The sequence below is a fragment of the Allobacillus sp. SKP2-8 genome (assembly GCF_007559355.1).
Lineage (GTDB): Bacteria > Bacillota > Bacilli > Bacillales > Alkalibacillaceae > Allobacillus > Allobacillus halotolerans.
The window spans coordinates 602545-624351 of sequence record NZ_VMHF01000001.1 but is presented as its reverse complement, the minus strand read 5'-3'; the positions used below and the strand labels follow the sequence as shown (position 1 = coordinate 624351).

At 38.3% G+C, this 21807-nt stretch carries 27 protein-coding genes; 17 read left to right on the top strand and 10 right to left on the bottom strand.

The genetic code is table 11. The features are described 5' to 3' along the window. Window positions 1-57 precede the first annotated feature (57 nt). The 4 genes from mgtE (at window position 58) to FPQ10_RS12920 (ending at window position 3369) form a co-directional block, all read left to right on the top strand. Window positions 58-1434: a magnesium transporter gene (gene mgtE / locus FPQ10_RS03210; protein WP_246569293.1), complete on the top strand. Its 1377-nt coding sequence runs from the start codon at window positions 58-60 to the stop codon at window positions 1432-1434. A 159-nt stretch (window positions 1435-1593) separates the two neighbouring features. After that, window positions 1594-2376 carry an enoyl-ACP reductase FabI gene (gene fabI, locus FPQ10_RS03205; protein WP_144160083.1) on the top strand — a complete coding sequence of 261 codons (783 nt, stop codon included), beginning with the start codon at window positions 1594-1596 and terminating at the stop codon, window positions 2374-2376. A gap of 432 nt (window positions 2377-2808) precedes the next feature. Continuing rightward, the gene (locus FPQ10_RS03200; RefSeq protein WP_144160080.1) at window positions 2809-3222 is read left to right on the top strand and encodes a CotO family spore coat protein; all 414 of its coding nucleotides are present in this window, start codon (window positions 2809-2811) and stop codon (window positions 3220-3222) included. 3 nt (window positions 3223-3225) lie between these two features. After that, on the top strand, window positions 3226-3369 hold the full coding sequence (locus tag FPQ10_RS12920) for a hypothetical protein (protein WP_186278520.1): 144 nt from the start codon (window positions 3226-3228) through the stop codon (window positions 3367-3369). On the opposite strand, the gene FPQ10_RS03195 is transcribed toward FPQ10_RS12920, so the two are convergent. After that, window positions 3332-3793: a CotY/CotZ family spore coat protein gene (locus FPQ10_RS03195; RefSeq protein WP_144160077.1), complete on the bottom strand. Its 462-nt coding sequence runs from the start codon at window positions 3791-3793 to the stop codon at window positions 3332-3334. The genes FPQ10_RS12920 and FPQ10_RS03195 overlap by 38 nt on opposite strands. Window positions 3794-3989: 196 nt before the next feature. On the opposite strand from FPQ10_RS03195, the gene FPQ10_RS03190 reads away from it, so the two are divergent. Both FPQ10_RS03190 and FPQ10_RS03185 read left to right on the top strand, forming a co-directional pair. Further along, complete coding sequence (locus FPQ10_RS03190; protein WP_144160074.1) at window positions 3990-4223, top strand: hypothetical protein; 234 nt, start codon at window positions 3990-3992, stop codon at window positions 4221-4223. A gap of 228 nt (window positions 4224-4451) precedes the next feature. After that, window positions 4452-4766 carry a hypothetical protein gene (locus FPQ10_RS03185; RefSeq protein WP_144160071.1) on the top strand — a complete coding sequence of 105 codons (315 nt, stop codon included), beginning with the start codon at window positions 4452-4454 and terminating at the stop codon, window positions 4764-4766. Window positions 4767-4866: 100 nt separating this feature from the next. Here FPQ10_RS03185 and FPQ10_RS03180 read toward each other — a convergent pair whose 3' ends face one another. The 4 genes from FPQ10_RS03180 to FPQ10_RS03165 all read right to left on the bottom strand — a co-directional run bounded on the left by FPQ10_RS03180 (window position 4867) and on the right by FPQ10_RS03165 (window position 7566). Next, window positions 4867-5541: a DUF421 domain-containing protein gene (locus FPQ10_RS03180; RefSeq protein WP_144160069.1), complete on the bottom strand. Its 675-nt coding sequence runs from the start codon at window positions 5539-5541 to the stop codon at window positions 4867-4869. A gap of 250 nt (window positions 5542-5791) precedes the next feature. Beyond that, complete coding sequence (locus tag FPQ10_RS03175) at window positions 5792-6223, bottom strand: GNAT family N-acetyltransferase (protein ID WP_370512017.1); 432 nt, start codon at window positions 6221-6223, stop codon at window positions 5792-5794. A gap of 6 nt (window positions 6224-6229) precedes the next feature. Continuing rightward, window positions 6230-6748 (bottom strand): YjcG family protein, encoded by a 519-nt coding sequence (locus tag FPQ10_RS03170; RefSeq protein ID WP_144160066.1) that lies wholly within the window; start codon window positions 6746-6748, stop codon window positions 6230-6232. 92 nt (window positions 6749-6840) lie between these two features. Next, window positions 6841-7566 (bottom strand): alpha/beta hydrolase, encoded by a 726-nt coding sequence (locus FPQ10_RS03165; protein ID WP_144160063.1) that lies wholly within the window; start codon window positions 7564-7566, stop codon window positions 6841-6843. A 238-nt stretch (window positions 7567-7804) separates the two neighbouring features. On the opposite strand from FPQ10_RS03165, the gene pxpB reads away from it, so the two are divergent. From pxpB to FPQ10_RS03115, 10 genes are all read left to right on the top strand, one after another. After that, window positions 7805-8524 carry a 5-oxoprolinase subunit PxpB gene (gene pxpB / locus FPQ10_RS03160; RefSeq protein ID WP_144160060.1) on the top strand — a complete coding sequence of 240 codons (720 nt, stop codon included), beginning with the start codon at window positions 7805-7807 and terminating at the stop codon, window positions 8522-8524. Further along, window positions 8514-9275 (top strand): LamB/YcsF family protein, encoded by a 762-nt coding sequence (locus FPQ10_RS03155; RefSeq protein ID WP_144160057.1) that lies wholly within the window; start codon window positions 8514-8516, stop codon window positions 9273-9275. The genes pxpB and FPQ10_RS03155 overlap by 11 nt, the downstream gene beginning before the upstream one ends. Before the next feature lie 11 nt (window positions 9276-9286). Beyond that, window positions 9287-10153 carry a 5-oxoprolinase subunit C family protein gene (locus FPQ10_RS03150; protein WP_144160054.1) on the top strand — a complete coding sequence of 289 codons (867 nt, stop codon included), beginning with the start codon at window positions 9287-9289 and terminating at the stop codon, window positions 10151-10153. A gap of 16 nt (window positions 10154-10169) precedes the next feature. Beyond that, window positions 10170-11168, top strand: coding sequence for a zinc-binding dehydrogenase (locus FPQ10_RS03145; protein WP_144160051.1), 999 nt, complete (start codon window positions 10170-10172; stop codon window positions 11166-11168). A gap of 119 nt (window positions 11169-11287) precedes the next feature. Next, window positions 11288-11998: a response regulator transcription factor gene (locus FPQ10_RS03140; RefSeq protein ID WP_144160048.1), complete on the top strand. Its 711-nt coding sequence runs from the start codon at window positions 11288-11290 to the stop codon at window positions 11996-11998. After that, a complete protein-coding gene (locus FPQ10_RS03135) occupies window positions 11982-13343 on the top strand; it encodes a HAMP domain-containing sensor histidine kinase (RefSeq protein ID WP_186278515.1) in 1362 nt (453 codons plus the stop codon). Before FPQ10_RS03140 ends, FPQ10_RS03135 begins: the two co-directional genes overlap by 17 nt. A gap of 60 nt (window positions 13344-13403) precedes the next feature. Next, window positions 13404-14231, top strand: coding sequence for a PepSY domain-containing protein (locus tag FPQ10_RS03130; protein ID WP_144160042.1), 828 nt, complete (start codon window positions 13404-13406; stop codon window positions 14229-14231). A gap of 166 nt (window positions 14232-14397) precedes the next feature. Next, window positions 14398-15069 (top strand): PepSY domain-containing protein, encoded by a 672-nt coding sequence (locus tag FPQ10_RS03125; protein ID WP_144160039.1) that lies wholly within the window; start codon window positions 14398-14400, stop codon window positions 15067-15069. 147 nt (window positions 15070-15216) lie between these two features. Continuing rightward, complete coding sequence (locus FPQ10_RS03120; RefSeq protein WP_144160036.1) at window positions 15217-15906, top strand: N-acetylmuramoyl-L-alanine amidase; 690 nt, start codon at window positions 15217-15219, stop codon at window positions 15904-15906. A 19-nt stretch (window positions 15907-15925) separates the two neighbouring features. Beyond that, window positions 15926-16168 (top strand): phage holin family protein, encoded by a 243-nt coding sequence (locus FPQ10_RS03115; protein WP_246065413.1) that lies wholly within the window; start codon window positions 15926-15928, stop codon window positions 16166-16168. A 39-nt stretch (window positions 16169-16207) separates the two neighbouring features. Here the strand turns inward: FPQ10_RS03115 and FPQ10_RS03110 are convergent, their stop codons facing one another. From FPQ10_RS03110 to ligD, 4 genes are all read right to left on the bottom strand, one after another. Further along, a complete protein-coding gene (locus FPQ10_RS03110) occupies window positions 16208-16612 on the bottom strand; it encodes a DUF3021 domain-containing protein (protein ID WP_186278514.1) in 405 nt (134 codons plus the stop codon). Further along, the gene (locus tag FPQ10_RS03105) at window positions 16612-17067 is read right to left on the bottom strand and encodes a LytTR family DNA-binding domain-containing protein (RefSeq protein ID WP_144160034.1); all 456 of its coding nucleotides are present in this window, start codon (window positions 17065-17067) and stop codon (window positions 16612-16614) included. The genes FPQ10_RS03110 and FPQ10_RS03105 overlap by 1 nt, the downstream gene beginning before the upstream one ends. A gap of 370 nt (window positions 17068-17437) precedes the next feature. Next, complete coding sequence (locus FPQ10_RS12915) at window positions 17438-17614, bottom strand: hypothetical protein (RefSeq protein WP_186278513.1); 177 nt, start codon at window positions 17612-17614, stop codon at window positions 17438-17440. A 51-nt stretch (window positions 17615-17665) separates the two neighbouring features. Continuing rightward, a complete protein-coding gene (ligD, locus tag FPQ10_RS03100; RefSeq protein WP_186278512.1) occupies window positions 17666-19396 on the bottom strand; it encodes a DNA ligase D in 1731 nt (576 codons plus the stop codon). 150 nt (window positions 19397-19546) lie between these two features. On the opposite strand from ligD, the gene ku reads away from it, so the two are divergent. Beyond that, window positions 19547-20440: a non-homologous end joining protein Ku gene (gene ku, locus FPQ10_RS03095; RefSeq protein ID WP_144160028.1), complete on the top strand. Its 894-nt coding sequence runs from the start codon at window positions 19547-19549 to the stop codon at window positions 20438-20440. 659 nt (window positions 20441-21099) lie between these two features. Here ku and FPQ10_RS03090 read toward each other — a convergent pair. Continuing rightward, window positions 21100-21360, bottom strand: a complete 261-nt coding sequence (locus tag FPQ10_RS03090; protein WP_144088551.1) for a hypothetical protein — start codon at window positions 21358-21360, stop codon at window positions 21100-21102. Between the last annotated feature and the right edge of the window lie 447 nt (window positions 21361-21807).

The window sequence follows — 21807 nt, the reverse complement described above, 5'->3', positions numbered from 1 at the left end:
TAAATTGACCCATTATACAATAATACTACGGATTGGCTTCCTTGAGGAGGTTTTTTTATGGAAAATAACAACGGAGAAAATATGGAATTCCTTCGAAAAGAAAATTATCGTGATGTTTTAAAATCGTTAAAAGACAATGATATAGAACTATTCCGAGAAGCTTACTTAAGTCTTCATCCTTATGATCAGGCAACGATTTTTGAAGAAGTGTCAAGTGAAGATCGTTTTCAAATCTATACGTATCTCTCACCAGAAGAAATGTCTGAACTTAGTACACATATGAATTTTGATTTCTTCAGTGAGCGTTTGCTTGAAATGAATCCAGAATATGCTGCTAGGATTCTCGATGATCTTCCGACAGATGATGCAGTTGATATATTGAATCTGTTGGATAAAAATCAAGTGACGAGCTTGTTAATGTTAATGGACAAAGTAGAAGCTGATGAAATTCGCAGCTTACTCCATTACGAAGAAAAAACGGCCGGTAGTATTATGACAACTGAATATGTCGTCATTAATCAAAATATGACGATTCGAGAAGCGATGGTACATCTGCGTTCGGCTGCACCTGATGCAGAAACGATATACTATGTATTTGTGATTGACGATGAACAAAGACTAGTTGGTGTTATGTCTCTTAGGGATTTAATCATTTCCGAACAGGATGATAAAGTCAGTGACGTCATGAGTGACCGAGTTGTCTCTTCATATGTTGGCGATCACCAGGAAGATATTGCTCAGTTAATGAGAGACTATGATTTCTTAGCGTTACCTGTCGTCGATTTTCAACAACATTTGCTCGGAATCATTACCGTAGACGATATTTTAGATGTCATGGATATTGAAGCCAGTGATGACTATTCTAAATTAGCGGCTGTTACAGATATGGATCCTGGGGATCAAACAGCTTTCAATGCTGCAAAAAAACGTTTGCCATGGCTCATTATTTTACTGTTTCTTGGACTTATTACAGCAAGCCTCATTGGAAGATTTGAAGAAACACTTGACCAAGTGGCGGTTTTAGCTATATTCATACCGTTGATTGCTGGAATGGCTGGAAATAGTGGAACACAAGCACTAGCTGTTACAGTAAGAGGTTTGGCAACAGGAGAGATTTCAAAAGAGGGCTTTTTTAAGCGACTTCGTCGAGAGACATTAACTGGTTTCATTACGGGTATTACATGTGGTTTATTGATGTTTTTGATCATTCTTGTATGGATGAATCATTTATACCTTGGTGTCATTGTCGGTGTTTCGATTGCTGCATCTCTTTTAGTTGCTACGATAGCCGGTTCGTTGATGCCATTATTGATGCATAAATTTAATATAGACCCAGCGGTCGCAAGTGGACCATTCATCACGACGATTAACGACATTATTTCTGTATTGATTTATTTTGGCTTGGCCACTTCCTTTATGTATTTGTTGATATAAAGCCAAACTTAAGAGAGAACAAACCTACCAAAAAAACGGGGTAAAATGTTTCATTTAAAAATAAATGCTAAAAAAGATTGTTAAATGGTACGCTTTCTTATAAAATAGGACTAGGTACTAATAACAAATGCTAATTTATTAAAATAGGAGGCCGATGAAATGAAATTCTCATTAGAAGGTCGTACATACGTCGTGATGGGTGTGGCCAATAAAAGAAGTATCGCTTGGGGGATCTCTAAATCTTTACATGATGCTGGAGCTCGCTTGATCTTTACGTATGCTAGTGAACGTTTTGAAAAGCCGGTAAGAGAGTTAGCAGGAACGCTAGAACGTGATGATTCTCTTTTTTATGAATGTGATGTCACGGACGATGAGGCCATCAAGAAAACATTTTCCGAAATTAAAGAGGATGTAGGAGTTATTCACGGATTGGCGCACTGTATTGCTTTTGCCAATCGGGAAGACTTAAAAGGAGAATTCATTGATACATCAAGAGATGGCTTCTTACTATCTCAAAATATCAGCGCTTATTCTTTAGTAGCGGTATCCAGAGAGGCTAAAGAGTTGATGACTGAAGGCGGAAGCATCATGACAATGACCTATCTAGGCGGTGAGCGCGTAGTTGAAAACTATAATGTTATGGGAGTGTCTAAAGCGAGCTTAGATATGACCATGCGTTATCTGGCAAACGATCTTGGAAAAGAAGGAATCCGAGTGAATGCGATTTCTGCTGGACCTATTCGTACATTGTCAGCAAAAGGTGTCGGAGATTTCAACTCAATCTTGAAGACAATCGAAGAAAGAGCACCACTTCGTAAACCTGTTACACAAGAAGAGGTCGGAGATACGGCTTATTTCTTAATGAGCGATCTCTCACGTGGAATTACAGGAGAAATATTACACGTAGACTCAGGGTACAATATTTTAGGACTAACAGAATAAAGTAATTAGAGAGGCTGGGACAAACCCTTTAAAGTTTACTCAGATACGAACAACCTAATTTAGTAATGCGGAAATACGCGCTTCGGAAATATACTGCGCTTTTCGCGGGCAGCTGTTGAGCCTCCTCGTGCTTCGCACTGTGGGGTCTCACCTAGGCTTTTGCTCCCGCAGAAGTCTCCGTATATTTCCTACGCTAAATTAGATTGATATTCGTGTTTCTGAGTTTATAACTTGATTTGTCCCAGCCCCTTTTCATTGACGTTAAATTTGCTAGAAATTGAATCAATTACCCACCAAAACAGCTAAGTTCAGTGCCACTACCTAACTCCAGTGGTCGCTGATGAATATCTTTTCTAAACCACCCGGTACAAACGCACATGAATGTATCCGTTGCATATGATGGAGAAGAACTGACAAAGGAGTGATCCATACGTGCAACGCGTAAAACCACCATTATTATTCATAGAAGAAAAAAGTTCTCATTCAACAGAAGTTGAGGCGCAGTCGTTCTATTACTCAAAAAAATCAACTCAAAAAAATAACAAAACTGAAGAAGAACTTGATTCAACTGACAAACCACATCAGGAGGTAGTGAACCAACCGAATGAAAATAAATCCAGTAAGTCTTCGTTTGAATCATTCGATTTGGATGAGAAATTCAAGCATTTAAGTCGGTTATTATTAACAATCCCACAAATGAACTGTGAAATCATTACTGACGAAACAAGTTTTAAAGGAACAATCAAGGATATCAATGAAGATTCGGTAACATTAAAACCACAGCAAGCACCAGCTTTCAAAATATCCAGAAAGATTATCCAAGATATTCGTTTGGCAGGTTTATAGGAGATGCGCTGGCAAGGCCCTTGGCTGAGCCAGTTTTTTAATGCATCCAAAAATACAAGCATAAGAAAAGCTGCCTTGATTGAATTCAAGGCAGCTTTCTTTCACTCACTTAAAAACCGCAAGCATTTACTGCTGGTAGGCAAGTAACATGGCAGAAGCAATCTAAGTCAACTGTAATACAGATTCCAGTGGTTTGAAGATTAGCAGTCTTTTGACGGGTTGGATCTGTAAAGTTTTGTTGCGATTCTTGTGGATCTCTTAGGAGTTCCAGAACTGCACAGCAATCACTATCTACACTCTTGACGCGGAAGTAGTAGCTTGCAACAACCGTTCTGCTTGAGTTGTTATAAACTCCAAAGCCTTTGAATGGTTCACACCCACAATATAGGAGTACAGGAACCGTATCTAGATTATTAGGTGCAGAAGAATCACCTAGCAAATCTTGAATCGATTGCTCGCAGCCAATCTGACATTCATGATCAACTGTATCCCGTTGTGCCTCCACGATTTGACGAAGTATATCGCAAACACAATTTTCCGTTCTGTCTTTCTTATCACAGCGACAACTCATTTAATATCCCCTTTCTAGTCAATTGACCTTTCTACGCTACTACATTATGCGAATTACCAAGTGGAGTGTGGGCGGACGTTGTATTTATCGAAAATCAATTTAATCCTATTAGGTATGGAAAGGCATTTGACTATTCCCATTTGTCTATTGATGAATATAGTATTAATGTACATTTTCATAAAAGGGGTTGAACAACTTGTCAGAAGACAAAAAAGAAATTCACGTAAATGACCTAGTGATTAAAGCGAATCATGTATCCTTTGAGCCACCAGAAAGAAAAGAACCATTTTTTGGTTCCGAAAAGCCAGATCTATGGAAAGGAACAGAACAAAAAAAGAGGGAAGAGTTAGAAACAGAGCATGAGAATGAAGGGTACGATAAAGAAGAATTCGATGGAGAAAGAAGAAGACCGCCTTTTTTTTGGATTTAAAATTATCCATTAAAACACAGTGTATTTGGAGATTCAAAAACCCGAACGATTTATTTAGGTCTAATTCGTTCGGGTTTGATTTTTTTACAAACTCTTATCTCAGCATACTTTTTTTAAAAAAGTACAAGTTAAATGAATGTAACGTAAAAGTTGTACAAACGTCGTAAAGAGAAAGCATATTTTTCGGGATAAAGGGAATAGATTAGTAGATAGAGGAGGTCGGTTGAAATGGGTTATATAGCTCCTGTCAATATGGAACAAACAGCACAATATCAATTAAGAACAATACAAAATGTAGTTCAGCCAATTACGTGGGAACGTATTTATCGTGTAAAGTTACATGAACAATTAGCGAAACATCAAGAGTTGGATGAAGTTTACCGAAGAAAAGAGCAGTTGAAGAGACAGGCGGCACAAGATCAAGAGAATCGAGCAAAACATCAGGCAGTGGTTGTATCTGAACAGGCGAAAGTAGGGAAGAGGGAAACACCTCTACTATCCGAAATTACAGGTAAAGGAAAGTTTATTAGTGACTCTGTATAATAAAGGTTTCTCTTTTTATGAACCGGGTAATAGTACAACACAGAAAATAACATCCAGACAAATTATTGACTGGATGCTAAATATAGATTAAGGGAAAGGTCTACTCAGAAGTTAGGATAAAAAGGCCTTTCCCTTTCTCCCATTCTGCATAAACAACATCTTCTAATTGATAACCTTGTTGTTCTACTTCCATTGTAACACGATTTTCATCCCATTCAATTTCTTTCAAATTCTCTTGAATAATTTTCCCATCGCCAATGATGGTGATCGGTAAGAGGACTTCTTGTTCTGGGATGTTTAATGCTTGATGATTTGGTTGTTGGTATTTGTGTTTCTTTAATACATTAATGGTCCCACTTGGTTCAAAAATAGCGTACTCAACTTCTTTTAATGAAAAAACATTTTTGTTACGTAAAAGCTGAAGCATTTGGCTAAGGTCTAGCTTATTTCGCTTTAATTCATCATACTGGATGACACCTCGACGAATAAGAATTGAAGGCATTCCTTCTAGGATTTTCCTGCTTCTTCGAACTTTCAAGGTAAAAAAATCAATGAAATAAACGAGTGCTCCCCATAGAGCTACCGCAAATAGAATTTCTCGCACACCAACATTTTCGTCAAATACTGCATTTCCGACGAGTTCACCTAATACCAAAACAGAAATAAAATCGAAGACGGTGATTTGATTCATTTGTGTTTTACCAAGAATTTTTGTCAGTATGAACAGTGCGATAAATCCAACGATAGCTTCTAATGCAATGGATCCGAACTCCATTTTTGTTCCCTCCATGTAAATAAATCCTATCAATATTATGCGTTTGGAAGGTGTGATTCATACATAATTTTTGCTGGGTTTTCACTCGATGGAAGTACACTCGGTAACTGGATGATCAACGGACACGTTCAATTGGTGCTGAACATCGTCCGAATCAACTATATAGAAGCATTTTTTCATAAAAAAAGTCGGACCAACATAAAGTTGATCCGACTTTCTTTATATAAGTCTTAGCGATGAATTTCCAATACTAAATAGATAAATCCTTAACCATTGTAATATGAGGAATACCAGCATCGAGAAATTCATCCGATATTGTTTGATATCCTAATTTTTTGTAAAATTCTTCTGCATATTTTTGAGCATTTAATTTAGCTTTAAAGTATCCATGCTTTTTGATCGTTTCTTCCATTTCTCCAATGATTTGATTTCCATAATGATTCCCACGTTCATCCTTGACGACACAAATTCGTTCAAGTTTACCGTATTCATCGACAAATCTCAAACGGCTTGCGAGTACAGGTCGTTGATCGATATAACCGACAAAATGGATGGCGTGATCATCATATTCATCCATCTCTTCTTCCATCGAAACACCTTGTTCGTCTACAAAGACTTCTTGGCGAATCTGAAAAGCGTCATTTTTTTCTCTTTCACTATTTACTTCCGTTATCTTCATCATTTTTCTCTATTCACCCAACTTATATGTCTCATAGACGGTCCAAGAACCATCATCGAGCTGATAAAGCAATTGGAAACGATCAATTGTATCTTTTAGATCAAACGAAGAAATCTTCAGCGTGCCATAAACATCAGAGTGTTCATCTTCGGATAGATCCTGACTGATGGTTATATGTGGGACAAAACTGAATGCTTGTTCGCCAGGAAAGCCTTCAGCATTCATCTGTTCATTCAGCTTACTTAATGTATCATTTGGTTCCACTTTCAAATAAACCGTGTGAGTAATAGGGCTGAAGGAACTAACCTTTTTGATTTCAATGTCAAATGGTTCCGTCTCTTTTGCAATCTTTGAAAGGTCTTCAGTTAATTTGTCAATCGTTTGTTGATCAGCAGTGAAACTTTCTTTTAACGTAATATGCGGAGGTATCTTGGAGTATTGCGGATCATACCTCATCCGATAAGAATTGGCAATGTCTTGAATTTTTTTTGATGGAAAAACAGCGATTCCATAAGTTAATTGACTCATTCAATCATCCCTCCTAAAAATTGTAATCGTCTCAATTTTTGTTTAACTTCTATTATAACAGAAATGAGACTGAAAAACTTTTCATGTGCAAATTAATTTCCAAAAATAGTCTGAATGGCCTGTGGTAAATCTTTCTGCCATTGTTTCCATGTGTGTTTACCTTCGTTTTCTTTGTAGTAATAATCAGTTACTTTGTTTCTTAAAAGCTCATGAAGCTTTCGGTTAGGTTCCAGAAAGTCATCTTTACTACCTTTTGTCGTGGGAACCTCGGTCTCATCTTTTCCAATCGTATGATAAATGGTCATATTTGCAATTTCTTCAGAAGCCTCAACAGCCTTTAAGACTTGTTCGTCAACGTACGGAGATTGCATGATAATTTTGCCGAATGCGTTAGGGTATTTCAATGCGGTCATCAAAGAGACAGTTCCACCAAGTGAATCTCCCATAAGTACACGACAAGATCCTACATTATATCCTGGAAGCTCTTCATCCAAGAGTGGTACGACTTCTGACCGTAAAAACTTAATGTATTCAGCGTTTTTCTCTCCGTCTGGGTGATATTTATCCCAACGATCATAGCGATCTTGATAATGGATACCTACAAAAATGGTATTCTCAATTTGTTCATCTGCATGTAATCGATCGCTTACAGTAGCGGCTCTTCCAAGTTGATAATAATCATCTCCATCTTGCATAATACATAGATGATATTTATACAGCGAGCTGAAATTTTCTGGTTGATAAATTTTAATAGTGATATTTTCGTTCAGGAAATCACTTTCGATTTCCCTGTCAATCAATGTTCCGGCTCTACCCACAAAACAAACCTCCATTTACTGAATATAAATTTATTTTAGCATACTCGAAAGAAATAGCCATGTAATTAGGTCTCCTTAAAATGAGTCTCAGCCTAAATATTGTTATACCCGAATTATGTTAAAATAGTCTTGGAAGTGCTGAAAATACAGAAGGTTAATCGTTTCTTTTATAGGGTTAACAGGGTATTAGAAATATAGAAAGAATATAATTTTTGAGATTGAAAGCGAGTCGAAATGTATGAAGTCAATCCAATTTAAGCCATTAGGCGATCAAGCGATTATTGTATCTTTCGGAAATGAACTCAGCAAGCAAACGAATCAACGAGTGCAAGACTTTCGTCATTTATTGCTTCGTCAAAGTTGGTCGTTTATCGTGGATGTAGTTGCCACATTTACCAATGTAACTGTTTTTTATGATCCATCCAAACGAACGTATCAAGAGGTGCGAAGTGAATTAAAGCGATTGTTGGAAGTTGAGGAAAATTACGATACGAAAAAAACCATTCATAACATTTATCTACCGGTGTTTTATAATGGAATGGATCTAAAACGGGTATCTGAAAAAACAGGTTTAAGTAAAGATGAAATCATTCAACTCCATACGAATCAAGCATTCCCTATTTACATGGTTGGTTTTTTACCTGGGTTTCCATATGTCGGTGGATTTTCTAAACAGCTTTCAATTCCACGGTTGGATAAACCACGCAATCAAGTGCCGAAAGGAAGTGTCGGAATCATCAATTCACAATCCGGGATCTATCCTGTTTCATCGCCAGGTGGGTGGAATATTATCGGTACGACACCAGTGGAACTGATCCGTTTAGATAGAAAATATCCATTTTATTATCAAGCGGGTGACTATATCACTTTTTATCCAATAGATGAAGAAGCGTATGAATCCATTCGACAAAACAAATTATTTGAACCGAAAATTGAGGTGATTCAAGATGGCGATTGATTTTAATGCGGATCTTGGCGAAGGTTATGGTGCATTTTCTGTTGGGAATGATGAAGAATTATTGAGTATCATCAGCTCTTGCAATATTGCCTGTGGCTTTCATGCAGGGGATTATAAAACTATTCCACAAACGATCGAAAAAGCGTTGGAAAAAGGGGTGCAGATGGGGGCTCATCCAAGTTTTTACGATTTGCACGGGTTTGGTAGAAGAAAGATTCCCCATACACCAGAAGACATCTATCAGTTGATGATCTATCAGCTAGGGGCATTACAGGGCTTTGTTCAGTTGCATGGTGGCCGCTTGAACCATGTAAAACCACACGGCGCCCTATATAATATGGGCTGCAAGGATTCGTCAATAGCAATGGCGATTGCTCAAGCGGTCAAAGACTTTGATGATCGTCTTGTGTTATTCGGCTTGGCCAATAGTGAGTTAATTCGAGCAGGCAAACAAGTGGGACTGGAAACGGCACAAGAAGCTTTCGCTGATCGTACCTATCAAAATGATGGAACACTTACACCGAGAAGTGAAAAGAATGCTGTTTTACATGATACGCACGATGTCATTGAACAAGCATTACGTATCGCAAAAGATGGAAAAGTAATTTCTGTCGATGGTGAGGTCATTGAACTCCATGCAGATACGCTTTGTTTTCATGGTGATACCCCAGAAGCTGTCGAGCATGCAAAGGCGTGCAAGGAAGCTTTTGAAAAAGAGGGAATCAACATTACGACCACTTTTGGAATGTGAGGCAGAAATCTATGTTGAAAGTGATTAATCCGGGAATTTTGACGACAATTCAAGATCAGGGAAGAAAAAACTATCGTTCATTCGGTGTGCCCATATCAGGTGTCATGGACCATTACGCCGCGAATTGTGCCAATTATTTATTAGGTAATTCAGAAAAGGAAGCAGTTATTGAAATTACCATGGGCGGCGTGACATTCGATGTCATGGAAGATACAGATATAAGTGTCACTGGTGGGGACCTAAATGGCTTGATCAATGAACAACCACTTCCAATGTGGAAAAAGCTGACGGTACACTCGGGCGATCAATTGACGTTTAAAGGTCCAAAATCAGGCATGCGCACGTATATAGCTCTGCCCGGTGGTATTGAATCGACGAGCTATTTAGGAAGCCAATCTACCTTTGAGAAAGCAGGTTTCGGGAAAGCCTTTCAAAAAGGTGATAACATTAAAGGGAGACAGGCAGCAGCGGCGTCTTCCAAATCCATTCAACCAATGGAGATCCCGACGTATACAAAGGAAGTCACGGTACGGGTTGTTCCAAGTCATTATGAGAGTAGCTTTAAAGACTCATCCATTCACCGCTTTTACCAAGAAGGTTTTACGATCAGGGCAGCTGATCGGATGGGGTGCCAATTACAGGGACATCGTTTAGAGCGAAAGGAAAATATAGATATTTTGTCAGAAGCGACAACGTATGGAACCATCCAAGTGCCGGCGGAAGGAAGTCCTATTATATTGCTTGCTGATGCGCAAACAACTGGAGGCTATCCAACAATCGGAACCGTATTATCGGAAGATTTATGGCGAATAGCACAATTGCCACCAGGAGGAAAACTATTTTTCGAACGATACCCATTACAAGAAGAGGATGTATAGAAAGGAGCTTCGTCATATGAAAGCCTTAATTCATGAAAAAATTGCAGGTGTTGAGGGAGTCAATTGGACGGATACAGAGAAGCCGGAACCGAAGACTGGTGAAGTTTTAATTAAGTTGCAGACGGCAGGTATGAACCGCAGGGACCTAGCTGTCATTACAAAACGTCACAAGGAAAATGACCCACCTTTAATCCCAGGTTCGGATGGTGCTGGGGTTGTTGAAGCGACAGGAAATGATGTGAAGCGATTTGATGTTGGCCAAGAAGTCATCATCAATCCAAGTTTAGGGTGGGAGCAAAACAGTGATGTTCCACCGGAAGGATTCAATATTGTTGGTTTTCCAGACGACGGGACCTTCGCTGAATACATCGTTTTGCCAGAGTCACAAGTGGAGAAAAAGCCGACCCAATTATCATGGGATGAAGCGGGTGTTTTAGGACTTGCTGCATTGACAGCCTATCGAGCTTTGTTTACAAGAGGGAACTTACAAAAGGATGAAACCGTAATGCTTCCTGGAATTGGAAGCGGTGTTCTCACGTTCGCCTTAAAATACGCGAAAGCAGCTGGTGCACGTGTGATTGTTACGTCACGGAGTGAAGAAAAGTTAGAAGAAGCAAAGAAGCTCGGCGCCGACCGTGGAATTTTAACCGGTTCTGACTGGAATGAAGAGTTGAAAGATGAGTCAGTTGATTTGTTGATCGAATCGATTGGTGCAGCAACCTTTGAAAAATCTCTCGGAATCATCAGACGCGGTGGAACGATTGTCACATTTGGTGCAACAACAGATGATGAAGTGACGATTGATATACGGAAGTTTTTCTATGGGCAATACAACTTGCTAGGCTCGACGATGGGAAGCAGAGAAGAGTTCCGTGAGATGCTTCAGTTTATCGAACAGCATGAGATTAAACCAGAAATCGATCGAATGTTTGAAGCGGAGAATTATGCGGATGCTTTTAATTATTTAGAGCAAAGTAAAAACTTTGGAAAGATTGGTTTTCGAATAAATCAATAAATGAACGACCGAAGTGCCAGCACGATTCGAGTAGCTATTAAACTCGTTTTGTGCTGGCTTTTTCTCTCTTATGATAAGATGTATATATCATTAACGTAGAAAATTAGTAGGTGAATGCAATGACTGACAGCGCATCGATTTTAGTTATAGAAGACGAAGACAAAATTGCCAGAGTGCTTGAACTGGAGCTATCATTTGAAGGTTATACAGTCGAGAAGGCTTCTTCGGGTTTTGAGGCGTTGGAAAAATATCGTTCAAACGAATGGGATGTCGTATTACTGGATATTATGCTTCCTGAGATGAGTGGAATCGAAATCCTCCGACGTATCCGAAAAGAAGACGAACAAGTAGCCGTAATATTGTTGACGGCAAAGGATTCCATTGAAGATAAAGTGACAGGGCTCGACTTGGGTGCCAATGATTATATCACCAAGCCATTTCAAATCGAGGAGCTCCTTGCTCGAATTCGAGCAGCATTGCGCTTGAAACAAAAGTCCAAGAATGAGATTGATGATCAATGGTTGATTTTCTCTGATTTAAAGCTGAACGAGGGTACGAGAGAAGTATATCGTGGTGACCGGTTGATCGATTTGACACCTCGTGAATTTGATTTACTTGTTTATTTCATGAAAAATCCTCGTCATGTTTTGAGTAGAGAGCAGATTTTGGACACCGTATGGGGATACGACTATTATGGTGAGACAAACGTCGTTGATGTTTATGTTAGGTATGTCCGAAAAAAAGTCGACGGGGATAGAGATGATAAATTAATTCATACCGTCCGAGGAGTCGGCTATGTTATGAAGGATGCTTATGAATCTAAAAAATAGAATCTTCTTATATACCGCTGTCTTGTTTATTGTGATTACGGTAATGCTTTCCATTACAATTTATTTTACTTTTTCTCATATTACTTATGATCGGGAAATTGACCAAATGGAAGATGAGGTCACGAATATTTTAACAGGATTAGCTCAAGCAGATGAAAATTTTCCAGTAAACGACTTGCTCGGAGTGTATGTACCGTCAAATGGTATGTTGCGCATTTTAGATGAACAAGGTAACCAATTTAGTGAAATCACCGCAGGCGATCATTTGGCATTACGTAATGTAACCGTCCCATTTAATCCTGTTCGAATAAGCGGAAGAACCAATGATTCGAACATAGAGATCGGTTACGTCCAAGTGCCGACGATTTGGCAAGATGGTGAAGTTGTTTATGTGCAGCTTTTTGAAGATTTAAGCGCTGTTCAAGATAATTTAAGGACACTTCGATTTGTGTTATTTTTGGTCGTTTTAGTTGCGATTATCCCAGTTGTCGTCTCGGGAAGAGTGCTCGCTGATTTTATCAGTCGTCCAATTCAATCACTCATCAGCACCATGCAAGATATTCAAACGAGTTCATCATTTAAGCATATCGAATATCAACAAAAGTCGGGCGATGAACTGTATACAATGACACGTACATTTAATGAAATGATTGATTTATTGAAAGACAACTATGAAAAACAAGAAGCATTCGTTTCCAACGCGTCCCACGAACTACGAACACCAATTACTGTCATTGAAAGTTATGCTAATTTAATTAAGCGGCGCGGATTGGAAAAACCCGAGTTGGTTATGGAATCAATTGAAGCTATTCATTCAGAAGCCGTTCGAATGAGAGACTTGACGGAGCAATTACTCATGTTGGCCCGAAGACAAAAGGACTGGCAATTACACATTGAATCATTTTCATTGGCAGAAGTTGTGCAAAAAGTATCACAAAACATCGAGAACTCTTATGGTAGAAAAGTAAATTTAACCGTAGATGAAGAGATGCCTCCGATTCACTCAGACCAACAAAAAATCAAACAATTACTATACATTTTTGTCGACAATGCTCGTAAGTACAGTGAAGAGTCGATTGAAATCAATGTAAAAAACCGGGCGACAAACTATGTCATCAACATTAAAGATTACGGAATCGGTATACCAGAAGAATCAATCGTTAAGGTGTTCGATCGCTTCTATCGTGTGGATGAGGCGCGGACACGTGATGAAGGAGGCAGTGGTCTCGGTCTTGCCCTGGCTAGTGATCTAGCTAAAGCCCTAGATATTCAAATCGATGTTCAAAGTAAGGTCGGAAAAGGAACAACGGTCACTCTAACGATTCCATCATTCGATTCTCATTAAATTTTAATCTCTATGTTTTATACTGTGGATAAATGGTCAACTCAAGGAGGTTAATGCCTTTTGAATAAAGAAAGAATCTTTTGGATGGCTGGAGGATCGATACTGACGATCACTCTTTTTCTGATCGCTCAGCAATTCTTTTTCGGTGAATCCTCTGCTGAAGAGCTCTCTGTTGAAGAAGTAAAGGAACAAATGGAAGAAAGGTTCCAAGCTCAAGTGCTATCGATTGAAGAAAAAGAGGATCAATTCGAAGTAAGGATCAAAGAAAGCAATGGAAAATACTTAGTTTTCGTTGATTCTGTAGAGGGGCAAGTACTCGAGATTCAAACACTGTCTAACGAAGTATCAAAAAATTCATCAACATCTGAAGAAAGTTACACGATAGAAGAAGGCGCAGATCCACCGACAGAACAAAATGATGAAAATACTCAAGAGAACGAAAACAAGCAAGAAACTGATGAAAATCAGCTGACTTTAACTGAAGCCGAAACAAAGGTAAAGCAATCATACAAAGGTGAGATCACTTCATCCGAATTTATTGATGAAGAGTCTCCGTACATTAAAGTAACGATTGAAAATGACCAAGAAACGATTCAAATTCATGTGGATGCAGAATCAGGTCGACTAAGCGAGCAAAAACGAGTGAGTAAAGAGCAGCCAACAGAAGAAGAGAAGATGCAACAAACATTGATCACAAAGAAAGAAGCAGGCCAAATTGCTTTGGATAAAATATCCGGAAAACTAGAAGATATTGAACTGAAAGAAGTTGACGGAACGGCATATTACCATGTTGAAGTAGAAAAAGAAGTAGACGATGAAGATGAAGATTATGTCATTCGAATCAATGCCATCACAGGGAAAGTCATTTCCGTTTCTAAAGATGATTAATCAAAGCATGCGACAGAACGAAAACGAACGAGGAACTATTTATCCTTCGTTCGTTTTTTTATGGATTTTTACCCTTTTCTAATCAATTTCTCATAATCCTATCCGTTGTTTCTCATATTGAACGTTTACAGTAAGAGTATACCAAGAAATCAAAGGAGGAAGTTGAATGAAGAAGAAAATATTATTAGGCACAGTGGCAGTGATTGTAACTGCAGGAGGAGCTTTTGGGGTATCTGCAATGAGTGATCAAGCACTTGATAAAAGTTATGGGAAAGATGGAATTGAAACAGAGGTGGACACCGATATGGAAATAGACACGAATAAATTAGTCGGTGCCCAAGAATTAGAAGATATCGTACTTAACGAAGTCCAAGGAACGATTGAAGAAATTGAACTGGAAGATGAAAATGGCAAGCTTTTATTCGAAGTAGAAATAAAAAGCAAAGAAGACAGAGACGCTGATGTATATGTAGATGCGTATTCTGGAGAAGTCATCGAAGTTGACTATGACGATCGTGACGATCACGAAGAAGCAGAAGATGACGACGATCAAGAAGTAGACAATGATGATAACAATACTGCTGAAAATAAGAAAAATTCAACTCAAGATAAAAAAGTGAAATCAGCTGAACAAACATCAAAAAGTGATTTAATTAGCCGTGAAGAAGCCATAAAAATTGCAAAAGAAACTCATAACGGAACCGTTCAGGAGACTGAACTAGACGAAGATGATGGGCAATATATCTTTGAGGTTGAGTTTGAAGATGATGACCAAGAAGTAGAAGTCGAAATTGATGCTAAGACAGGAGAAGTATTAGACGTTGAAAAAGACGATTAATTATTTTAAAAGAGTCAGGCAATACGCCTGACTTTTTTTATTTTTATTAATTTTTCCACCCATTTTTCGATATACATACGATTCTATGAACAGATACTCAAGCAGATTGATTGGTTTTTCATAATCTATTATTGAGGGAGGGATTTTATGAGTAAATGGATTCAAGATGCTGGACATGGTGGGAGTGACTCTGGAGCATCTCATGATGGTATAGCTGAAAAGGATTGGACACTTGAAGCAGCTCTATATGTCAATCGCCGGTTAAATGAATTAGGTGTAACAAGTGATGTTACGCGAAAATCAGATCAAACATTGACAAGGGAAGAAAGAATTGCAACTGTTTCCGAATATGATAAGGCAATTTCTCACCACTTTAATGCAGGTGGGGGCTCAGGAACGGAATTGATTCACAGTATTTATGCGAATGGAGAATTTGAAAAAAGTCTTCAAAGAAAGTTTGAAAAAGCCGGGTATCCATTCAGACGGATCTTCACAAAAACGTATCCAGGTAACAATGAACAAGACTATTATTATATGAATCGAGAAACCGGGAGTACACGAACAACAATTGTAGAATATGGCTTCTTAGATGGTCCGAACCTGCATAGATTAAAAGACAAGAATTATCGCGAAGGACTTTATGAATGCGTCATCCAAGCTATCTGTGCTGAAGAAGGCGTTCCTTATAGACAAGCATCCCAGGAACCGACAGAAGAGGGCCCAACATTTTATCGTGTTGTCACAGGTTCCTTTCATAAAAGGGAGAATGCTGAGAAAAGAATCGAACAGCTCAAGAAGGCAGGGTACGAAGCGTTCATCGATATCCTTCGCAAGTAAAGGGGGAATAACATTGGCTATGTTGGATTTTATTATGGAAGAAGCTTATATTTTGATTCCCGTATTGATCATCATCGGTCGGATTTTAAAAATATCAACGAATCTACCAACACGCTTTATCCCAATCACATTGCTTGGTCTGAGTTTCCTGTTAACCGGTGTGATGCTAGGTCTCTCGTTTGAATCAACCATCCAATCGATCTTGATTGCTGGTGCTGCTGTGTTTAGTCATCAGCTGTTTAAACAAATGAGAAATCGATAATAGGCGGCTGGCTCCCTTCATGGGTTGCCAGCCATTTTTTTACGTTTTTTTGAGATGCTCATTTAAATCCTTTTCGACTTTTGAAAAGTAACTCCGCAAAACAAACCAAAATACTGTGTAAATAAATACAAAACCAACTAAACCCATCACGATTGGAATGATTCCAACAGGTACCCAACCAAGAAGGAGTGCAAGAGGAAGCCAAACGGTCACGGACAAGAAAAAATGAATGATTGTCTGTTTTAATGGGCTCCATTTTTCATTGTCAAAAATCAACGACGCTGAGCCAAAGTAAATCCCCATAATTAAAGAACCGAACATTCCTTTCCATATGTCCAAAATAGTTGATTCAGTTTCTGTAATTAAGAGTACTGTAATGAAAATAAACGTGATTAACGCTGCGAACGCCATGCCGCCAAGACTTCTTTTGAATGCTTCAGCCATCATTTCGAACCACCTCCTAGTATAAGCTTTTCTTTTACATTCATGACGTATTTCCGTGAAACATACTCCTTGTTACCCGAACGGAAAAAGACACAAAGGTTTCCGTTAAAACTTAACTCGAATGAATCTATTTGTTGCAGGTTTCCAATGACTGACTTTGAGAAGCGGGTAAAGTGATAAGTCTCCAACAATTCTTCCACCTCATAAAGCTTCATGTTAATCTCTATGGATCTTTTGTTCACGGCAGCAAATACTTTTCGGTCCTGTGCATAAATGAAGTCAATTTCGTTTGGATGTAGTAGGATTGATTTGTCATTTTCCGTACCAATCAATTTACCGGTTGTTTGTTCTTTTAATTTTTCAACTAAGAGTTCCAATTCTTTAGACCACTCCTTCGCATGAATCGTGATGGTCGTTTCATGATGGTTTTCATCCAGATCAATTTTTACTTTCAACAATGTTCCTCCTCCCGGTAATTAAAGTATAGTCGATTGAATATTTATGTAGTTGATCACTTGCATAACCCGTTGTAATGATGCGATAAGTTACCTTAATATGTTCATGACATGCTGCTCGACAATCATTATTTCGATAACCGTTGATTAAAGTCCTCTTCTGAGACAAGGTCATATCGCTTAATAGCGATCATATGTACCCTGCTCGTGTGTTTGCCTAATTAGGCTGATATGTTCCCATGAGAAAAATATAAAGGCATGAATTTCAAAAATAGGAACCTGCTGAACAGAAATATGAGACCCATTCAAACATATATGAGCCAAATCTAAAAAATCACCACCGGAAATTTCTCAACCGGTGATGATTGCATTAGACTTTTTCATATCCATAAGTGATTAGATCTTCTTCAAATGTCTCGTTCACGACATAAAAGGTATCTTCATGTTTCACGACGATTTGTTCCTCTGTACAAAACTGTCTTGCTTGCGCTAAGTCCTGAAAAGGTACGGCTTCAATATCGAGATCATTAATTTGGATATAAGGCATTGTTTATCACTCCTCATAACAACAAATACCCTTCCCAGTGAAAAGTATTCCTTACGGCTGATAATATTGAAAAGGGCATCCTTTTTTACGGATGCGTTCAGCTACGTTGAAAACCGTGTAATCATTCGGATCTAGATCTTCATTCACTTCCTCCCAAAATAGCGGAGTGGATACCGTTGCATTTCCTTGTCCACGAGGGGAGTAAGGAGCGATGATTGTTTTTCCTTCAGCATGTTGTAAGAAATCAATATAAACGCGTTCGCCTCTATTTTTTTTCATTCGTTCAATCGTAAATAAGTCGGGATATTTTTGTACAAGTACTTTAGCCACTGTTTCCATGAACTCTCTCGTTTCGTCATACGTCCCTGCTCCGTCAGTCGGAATATGGATTTGTAATCCTTTTCGTCCAGAAGTCTTAGCGATGGAGACCAACTCTTTATAATCGCATAATTCTTTGATCAATTGTGCGGCTTTTACGGCAACCGGGAACTTACTTTGATTTGGTGGGTCGATGTCAAATACCATTTCTCTCGGATTTTTTTCATTCAACCGATTGAAAGGGACATGAAACTCCAATGCCGCATGATTGCCTAACCAGATCAGACTCCTTAAATCATTGCAGACAAGATGTTCATTTCCTTGGAAATATCCAGGCGCGTATTCTGGGACATGTTTTTGGTAAAACGACTCTTCATAAATTCCGTCTGGAAAGCGAATGACCGTTAATTTTTTATTGTACAAATGGGGGAGCATCAATGGTGCAACTTTTCGTAAATGGATCAATAAATCCACTTTCCTTGCTTTGGAAAACAGTTGTTTATCCAAATTTGAGTAGTCAATGTCTTCCGGAAGTTGGGCGAGTTGTTCTTGAACGCGGTCCCACGTACACTCTTTTGGAACTAAATCAAATCGAAACTGATTAAATAACGGTTCGCGAATTTCTCCATTGCGTGCATTCAAACAGTTTACTTCAATGCAAACGCCTTCAGGGATTTGCCAAGTGGATTGGTTCAGTTTTTGTCCATTTTCTCGGATGAATTGATTCAACGTCTGTCGGTCGTCGTCTGGAAAACCGTTTTTTACCTTACCGAGTGGAACAAGTTCTTGCTTGTCATAAACGCTAAGGTCGTAATAATCGTTCGCTTGATTCCATCCCGTAACGATGCCTTGAACCTGCCGCCAGTTTTTGATTTTTAACCATTGTTTTGAGCGTGTATTTTCTTGATAGGTTGAATCAACTTTCTTGGCTAAAATGCCTTCAGCTTGATGCAAAAATACATCTTCTTCGATGCTGGTTAAATCTTTGTATTGGGTTACCAGATTTAACCTTTTGGTCGGGTTCTTTTTGAATAGCTTCTCTAGCTGATTGCGCCTGTCTTGGTACGTTTTTTTCTTTAATGATTTTCCGGTATGTTTCAGTAAATCAAACACATAAAGCTTGGCAGGCCGTTCCGCCGCTTTTTTTGCTATGGCCTCCGTTGATTTCATTCGACCTCGCGTTTGCAACTCAGAAAAATTGGTACGCAAATTCGTGACGGGAATCACTAATTCGCAATCGAGCAATAAAGGAAGGTCATTTTCGAAGGCGTCTTGGTTTTCTTCACAGGCTTTGATGATTTCAGGAAATTGATCATTTAATTCTTTTCCATTTCTGGACCATAAGGTAACTCTACTTGCTTTCCATTCCAAACCACAGCGAAAACCGTCGTATTTCACTTCATAGCGCCACTGGTCGCCAATTGGCGCATCCTCGCTGTATGTGGTTAGCATTGGTTTCCACATGACCATCACCATCCTTATGTACACAAGCCTCGTAGTTATTGATACCACAGAAATGAACTCTTTACACCATTATCCAATGAATAAATTCGTATGAATTCGGGAATATAAAGAGGACCAATACTTTGATTTCGACTAGGAGGGAAGCCCCTTATGCATACGATGTGGAAAGGATCCATTAGCTTTGGCCTTGTGAATATACCCGTAAAGTTGCATTCTGCGACAGAAAATAAAGATATCAAATTACGCCAACTTCATAAAGAATGTAAGACTCCGATCCGTTATAAAAAAACATGCCCAGAATGTGGACGCGATGATGTTGAAAACGATGAAATTGTTAAAGGGTTTGAATATGCCAAAGGGAAGTACGTCATTTTGACCGATGAAGAATTAGAAGAGTTAAAAGAGGAAAATGATGATAAATCGGTTGAGATTTTGGACTTTGTTCAATTGGAAGAAATTGACCCGATTTATTTTGATCGAAGCTATTATCTTTCTCCGAACTCAGGAGGAGCAAAAGCGTATTCGTTATTAAGAAAAGCTTTGGAAGACACAGGGAAAATAGGAGTGGCTAAAATCACGATTCGTTCAAAAGAACACCTTGCTGTCGTTCGTGTTTACGAAAATACATTAATCATGGAAACGATTCATTATCCGAATGAAGTGAGAAATGTCGGAGAAGTACCGAATGTACCTGAGCAAGAGGATGTCGGTAAAAAAGAACTCGATACGGCAAAATTGCTTATCGACCAACTAACAGCGGAATTCGATCCAACACAATATAAAGATGAGTACCGTGAAAATTTAGAGGACTTAATCGAACAGAAAAAAGACGGGGAAGAAGTCACCATTCCAAAAGAACCGAAAAAGCAGGATAATGTCACTGATCTGATGGATGCTTTAGAAAAATCCTTGCAAAAAAACAAGAAAAAATCGACCGGAATAAAGAAAAAGTCGACACAAAAGAAATCGACGGCAAAGAAATCATCCGAAAAAAGCACATCCAAGAAAAAATCCTCCGAGAAAAAAGAGAAGAAGACGGGTTAGTTAAATATAATGAAGAAAATGTCCGTGAGTGGTCACTCACGGGCATTTTTCTTTGTGGGAAGGCTTGAAAAGGGGCGCATATATTTTCGATTTGGGCTCATAAAATTCGATGAAGGGAGCACAAACAATAAAGAAGGTAGCATAAGTTGCGATCGGGGGAGCATATCTCAGGTATTCGGCTCATATATCCGAAATTAGGTCTCATATACAAATGGAATGAAAAAGTATCGACTGTTTCTTCATTGAAAAGTTAGCAGGGTACATATATTTTCGACTTGGTCCCATAAAATACGATGAAGGGAGCATAAACAAGAGAGAAGGTAGCATAAGTCGCGGTCGAGGGAGCATATCCCAGGTATTTGGCTCATATATCCGAAATTAGGTCGCATATACAAATGGAATAAGAAAAAGTACCGGTAAATGAACATAAGTAGTTCCGATACTGTGGAGAAAATGCGAAAAAACATTCTGATTATCACACTAAAAATTACTATAATTAACATCAAAATAACAGTATAAATATCAACCAAAAACGCTTGAACATTTTAATGTCCAAGCGTTTGCTCTTTTATACTGTCTTGTATTACTAATTCACACTTTAATTTAAGTACATCATTTCACATTTTATTCCACAAACGCGCCCTGTTGGTGAAATCCCATTATTCCTTTTCGCTATTTTCAAACGAACGATTTTTATAAAAATTGACGATAACCACGACAAACGAAATTATTGTCATTAAACCAAATGAATTTATAAAGGCATCTAAAAAATCCTTATTCTCAATAGTCATTCTTACAACAAATAATCCAAGAGAACTAATAAATAATACTATAATTATTTTACTTAAGGAAACATTGAACAAACTCAATGCCAGCAGAACTATTACTAAAATTATGCCGATTATATTTATTACACTCATCCTGTTCCCCTTTCTCAACAAAATGGCCCGTTTGTTGAAATATCAGTTAATCATAGCTCTTGCACTAAATTACCAGTTAGTTTAAGTACAATTTATCATAATTTCTATTTTTAATATTAACATAAAATTTCCATTTACCTTTAAAACAATTCGTTCACTTAGGTTGCCAGCTATCTTTTGAACACTAAAACTGCCTTTTGTTCATTCTAAGTTTACACACCAAATAACACTCCAATTAGAACCCTAATTAGCATACTAAAGATTCAATTGACAACAGCTATTGTCAGTTAGCTATTTAGTATGCTATTTTCAATGCGATTTCATATGATAATTTAACATAAGCATTGATATAACAGCATTTTAAAGAGACCGAATCGCTATGCGATTTGGTCTCCCATATGGTATGTTATTTAAACTTTTCTCCACCGAAACGGAACTACTTATAAA

Coding starts and splice junctions, on each gene's coding strand:
- mgtE (WP_246569293.1), top strand. CDS start 58: ATGGAAAATAACAACGGAGAAAATATGGAATTCCTTCGAAAAGAAAAT.
- fabI (WP_144160083.1), top strand. CDS start 1,594: ATGAAATTCTCATTAGAAGGTCGTACATACGTCGTGATGGGTGTGGCC.
- FPQ10_RS12920 (WP_186278520.1), top strand. CDS start 3,226: ATGCGCTGGCAAGGCCCTTGGCTGAGCCAGTTTTTTAATGCATCCAAA.
- FPQ10_RS03195 (WP_144160077.1), bottom strand. CDS start 3,793: ATGAGTTGTCGCTGTGATAAGAAAGACAGAACGGAAAATTGTGTTTGC.
- FPQ10_RS03185 (WP_144160071.1), top strand. CDS start 4,452: ATGGGTTATATAGCTCCTGTCAATATGGAACAAACAGCACAATATCAA.
- FPQ10_RS03180 (WP_144160069.1), bottom strand. CDS start 5,541: ATGGAGTTCGGATCCATTGCATTAGAAGCTATCGTTGGATTTATCGCA.
- FPQ10_RS03175 (WP_370512017.1), bottom strand. CDS start 6,223: ATGATGAAGATAACGGAAGTAAATAGTGAAAGAGAAAAAAATGACGCT.
- FPQ10_RS03170 (WP_144160066.1), bottom strand. CDS start 6,748: ATGAGTCAATTAACTTATGGAATCGCTGTTTTTCCATCAAAAAAAATT.
- pxpB (WP_144160060.1), top strand. CDS start 7,805: ATGAAGTCAATCCAATTTAAGCCATTAGGCGATCAAGCGATTATTGTA.
- FPQ10_RS03155 (WP_144160057.1), top strand. CDS start 8,514: ATGGCGATTGATTTTAATGCGGATCTTGGCGAAGGTTATGGTGCATTT.
- FPQ10_RS03150 (WP_144160054.1), top strand. CDS start 9,287: ATGTTGAAAGTGATTAATCCGGGAATTTTGACGACAATTCAAGATCAG.
- FPQ10_RS03145 (WP_144160051.1), top strand. CDS start 10,170: ATGAAAGCCTTAATTCATGAAAAAATTGCAGGTGTTGAGGGAGTCAAT.
- FPQ10_RS03140 (WP_144160048.1), top strand. CDS start 11,288: ATGACTGACAGCGCATCGATTTTAGTTATAGAAGACGAAGACAAAATT.
- FPQ10_RS03135 (WP_186278515.1), top strand. CDS start 11,982: ATGAATCTAAAAAATAGAATCTTCTTATATACCGCTGTCTTGTTTATT.
- FPQ10_RS03125 (WP_144160039.1), top strand. CDS start 14,398: ATGAAGAAGAAAATATTATTAGGCACAGTGGCAGTGATTGTAACTGCA.
- FPQ10_RS03120 (WP_144160036.1), top strand. CDS start 15,217: ATGAGTAAATGGATTCAAGATGCTGGACATGGTGGGAGTGACTCTGGA.
- FPQ10_RS03115 (WP_246065413.1), top strand. CDS start 15,926: ATGTTGGATTTTATTATGGAAGAAGCTTATATTTTGATTCCCGTATTG.
- FPQ10_RS03110 (WP_186278514.1), bottom strand. CDS start 16,612: ATGGCTGAAGCATTCAAAAGAAGTCTTGGCGGCATGGCGTTCGCAGCG.
- FPQ10_RS12915 (WP_186278513.1), bottom strand. CDS start 17,614: ATGCCTTATATCCAAATTAATGATCTCGATATTGAAGCCGTACCTTTT.
- ligD (WP_186278512.1), bottom strand. CDS start 19,396: ATGTGGAAACCAATGCTAACCACATACAGCGAGGATGCGCCAATTGGC.
- ku (WP_144160028.1), top strand. CDS start 19,547: ATGCATACGATGTGGAAAGGATCCATTAGCTTTGGCCTTGTGAATATA.
- FPQ10_RS03090 (WP_144088551.1), bottom strand. CDS start 21,360: ATGAGTGTAATAAATATAATCGGCATAATTTTAGTAATAGTTCTGCTG.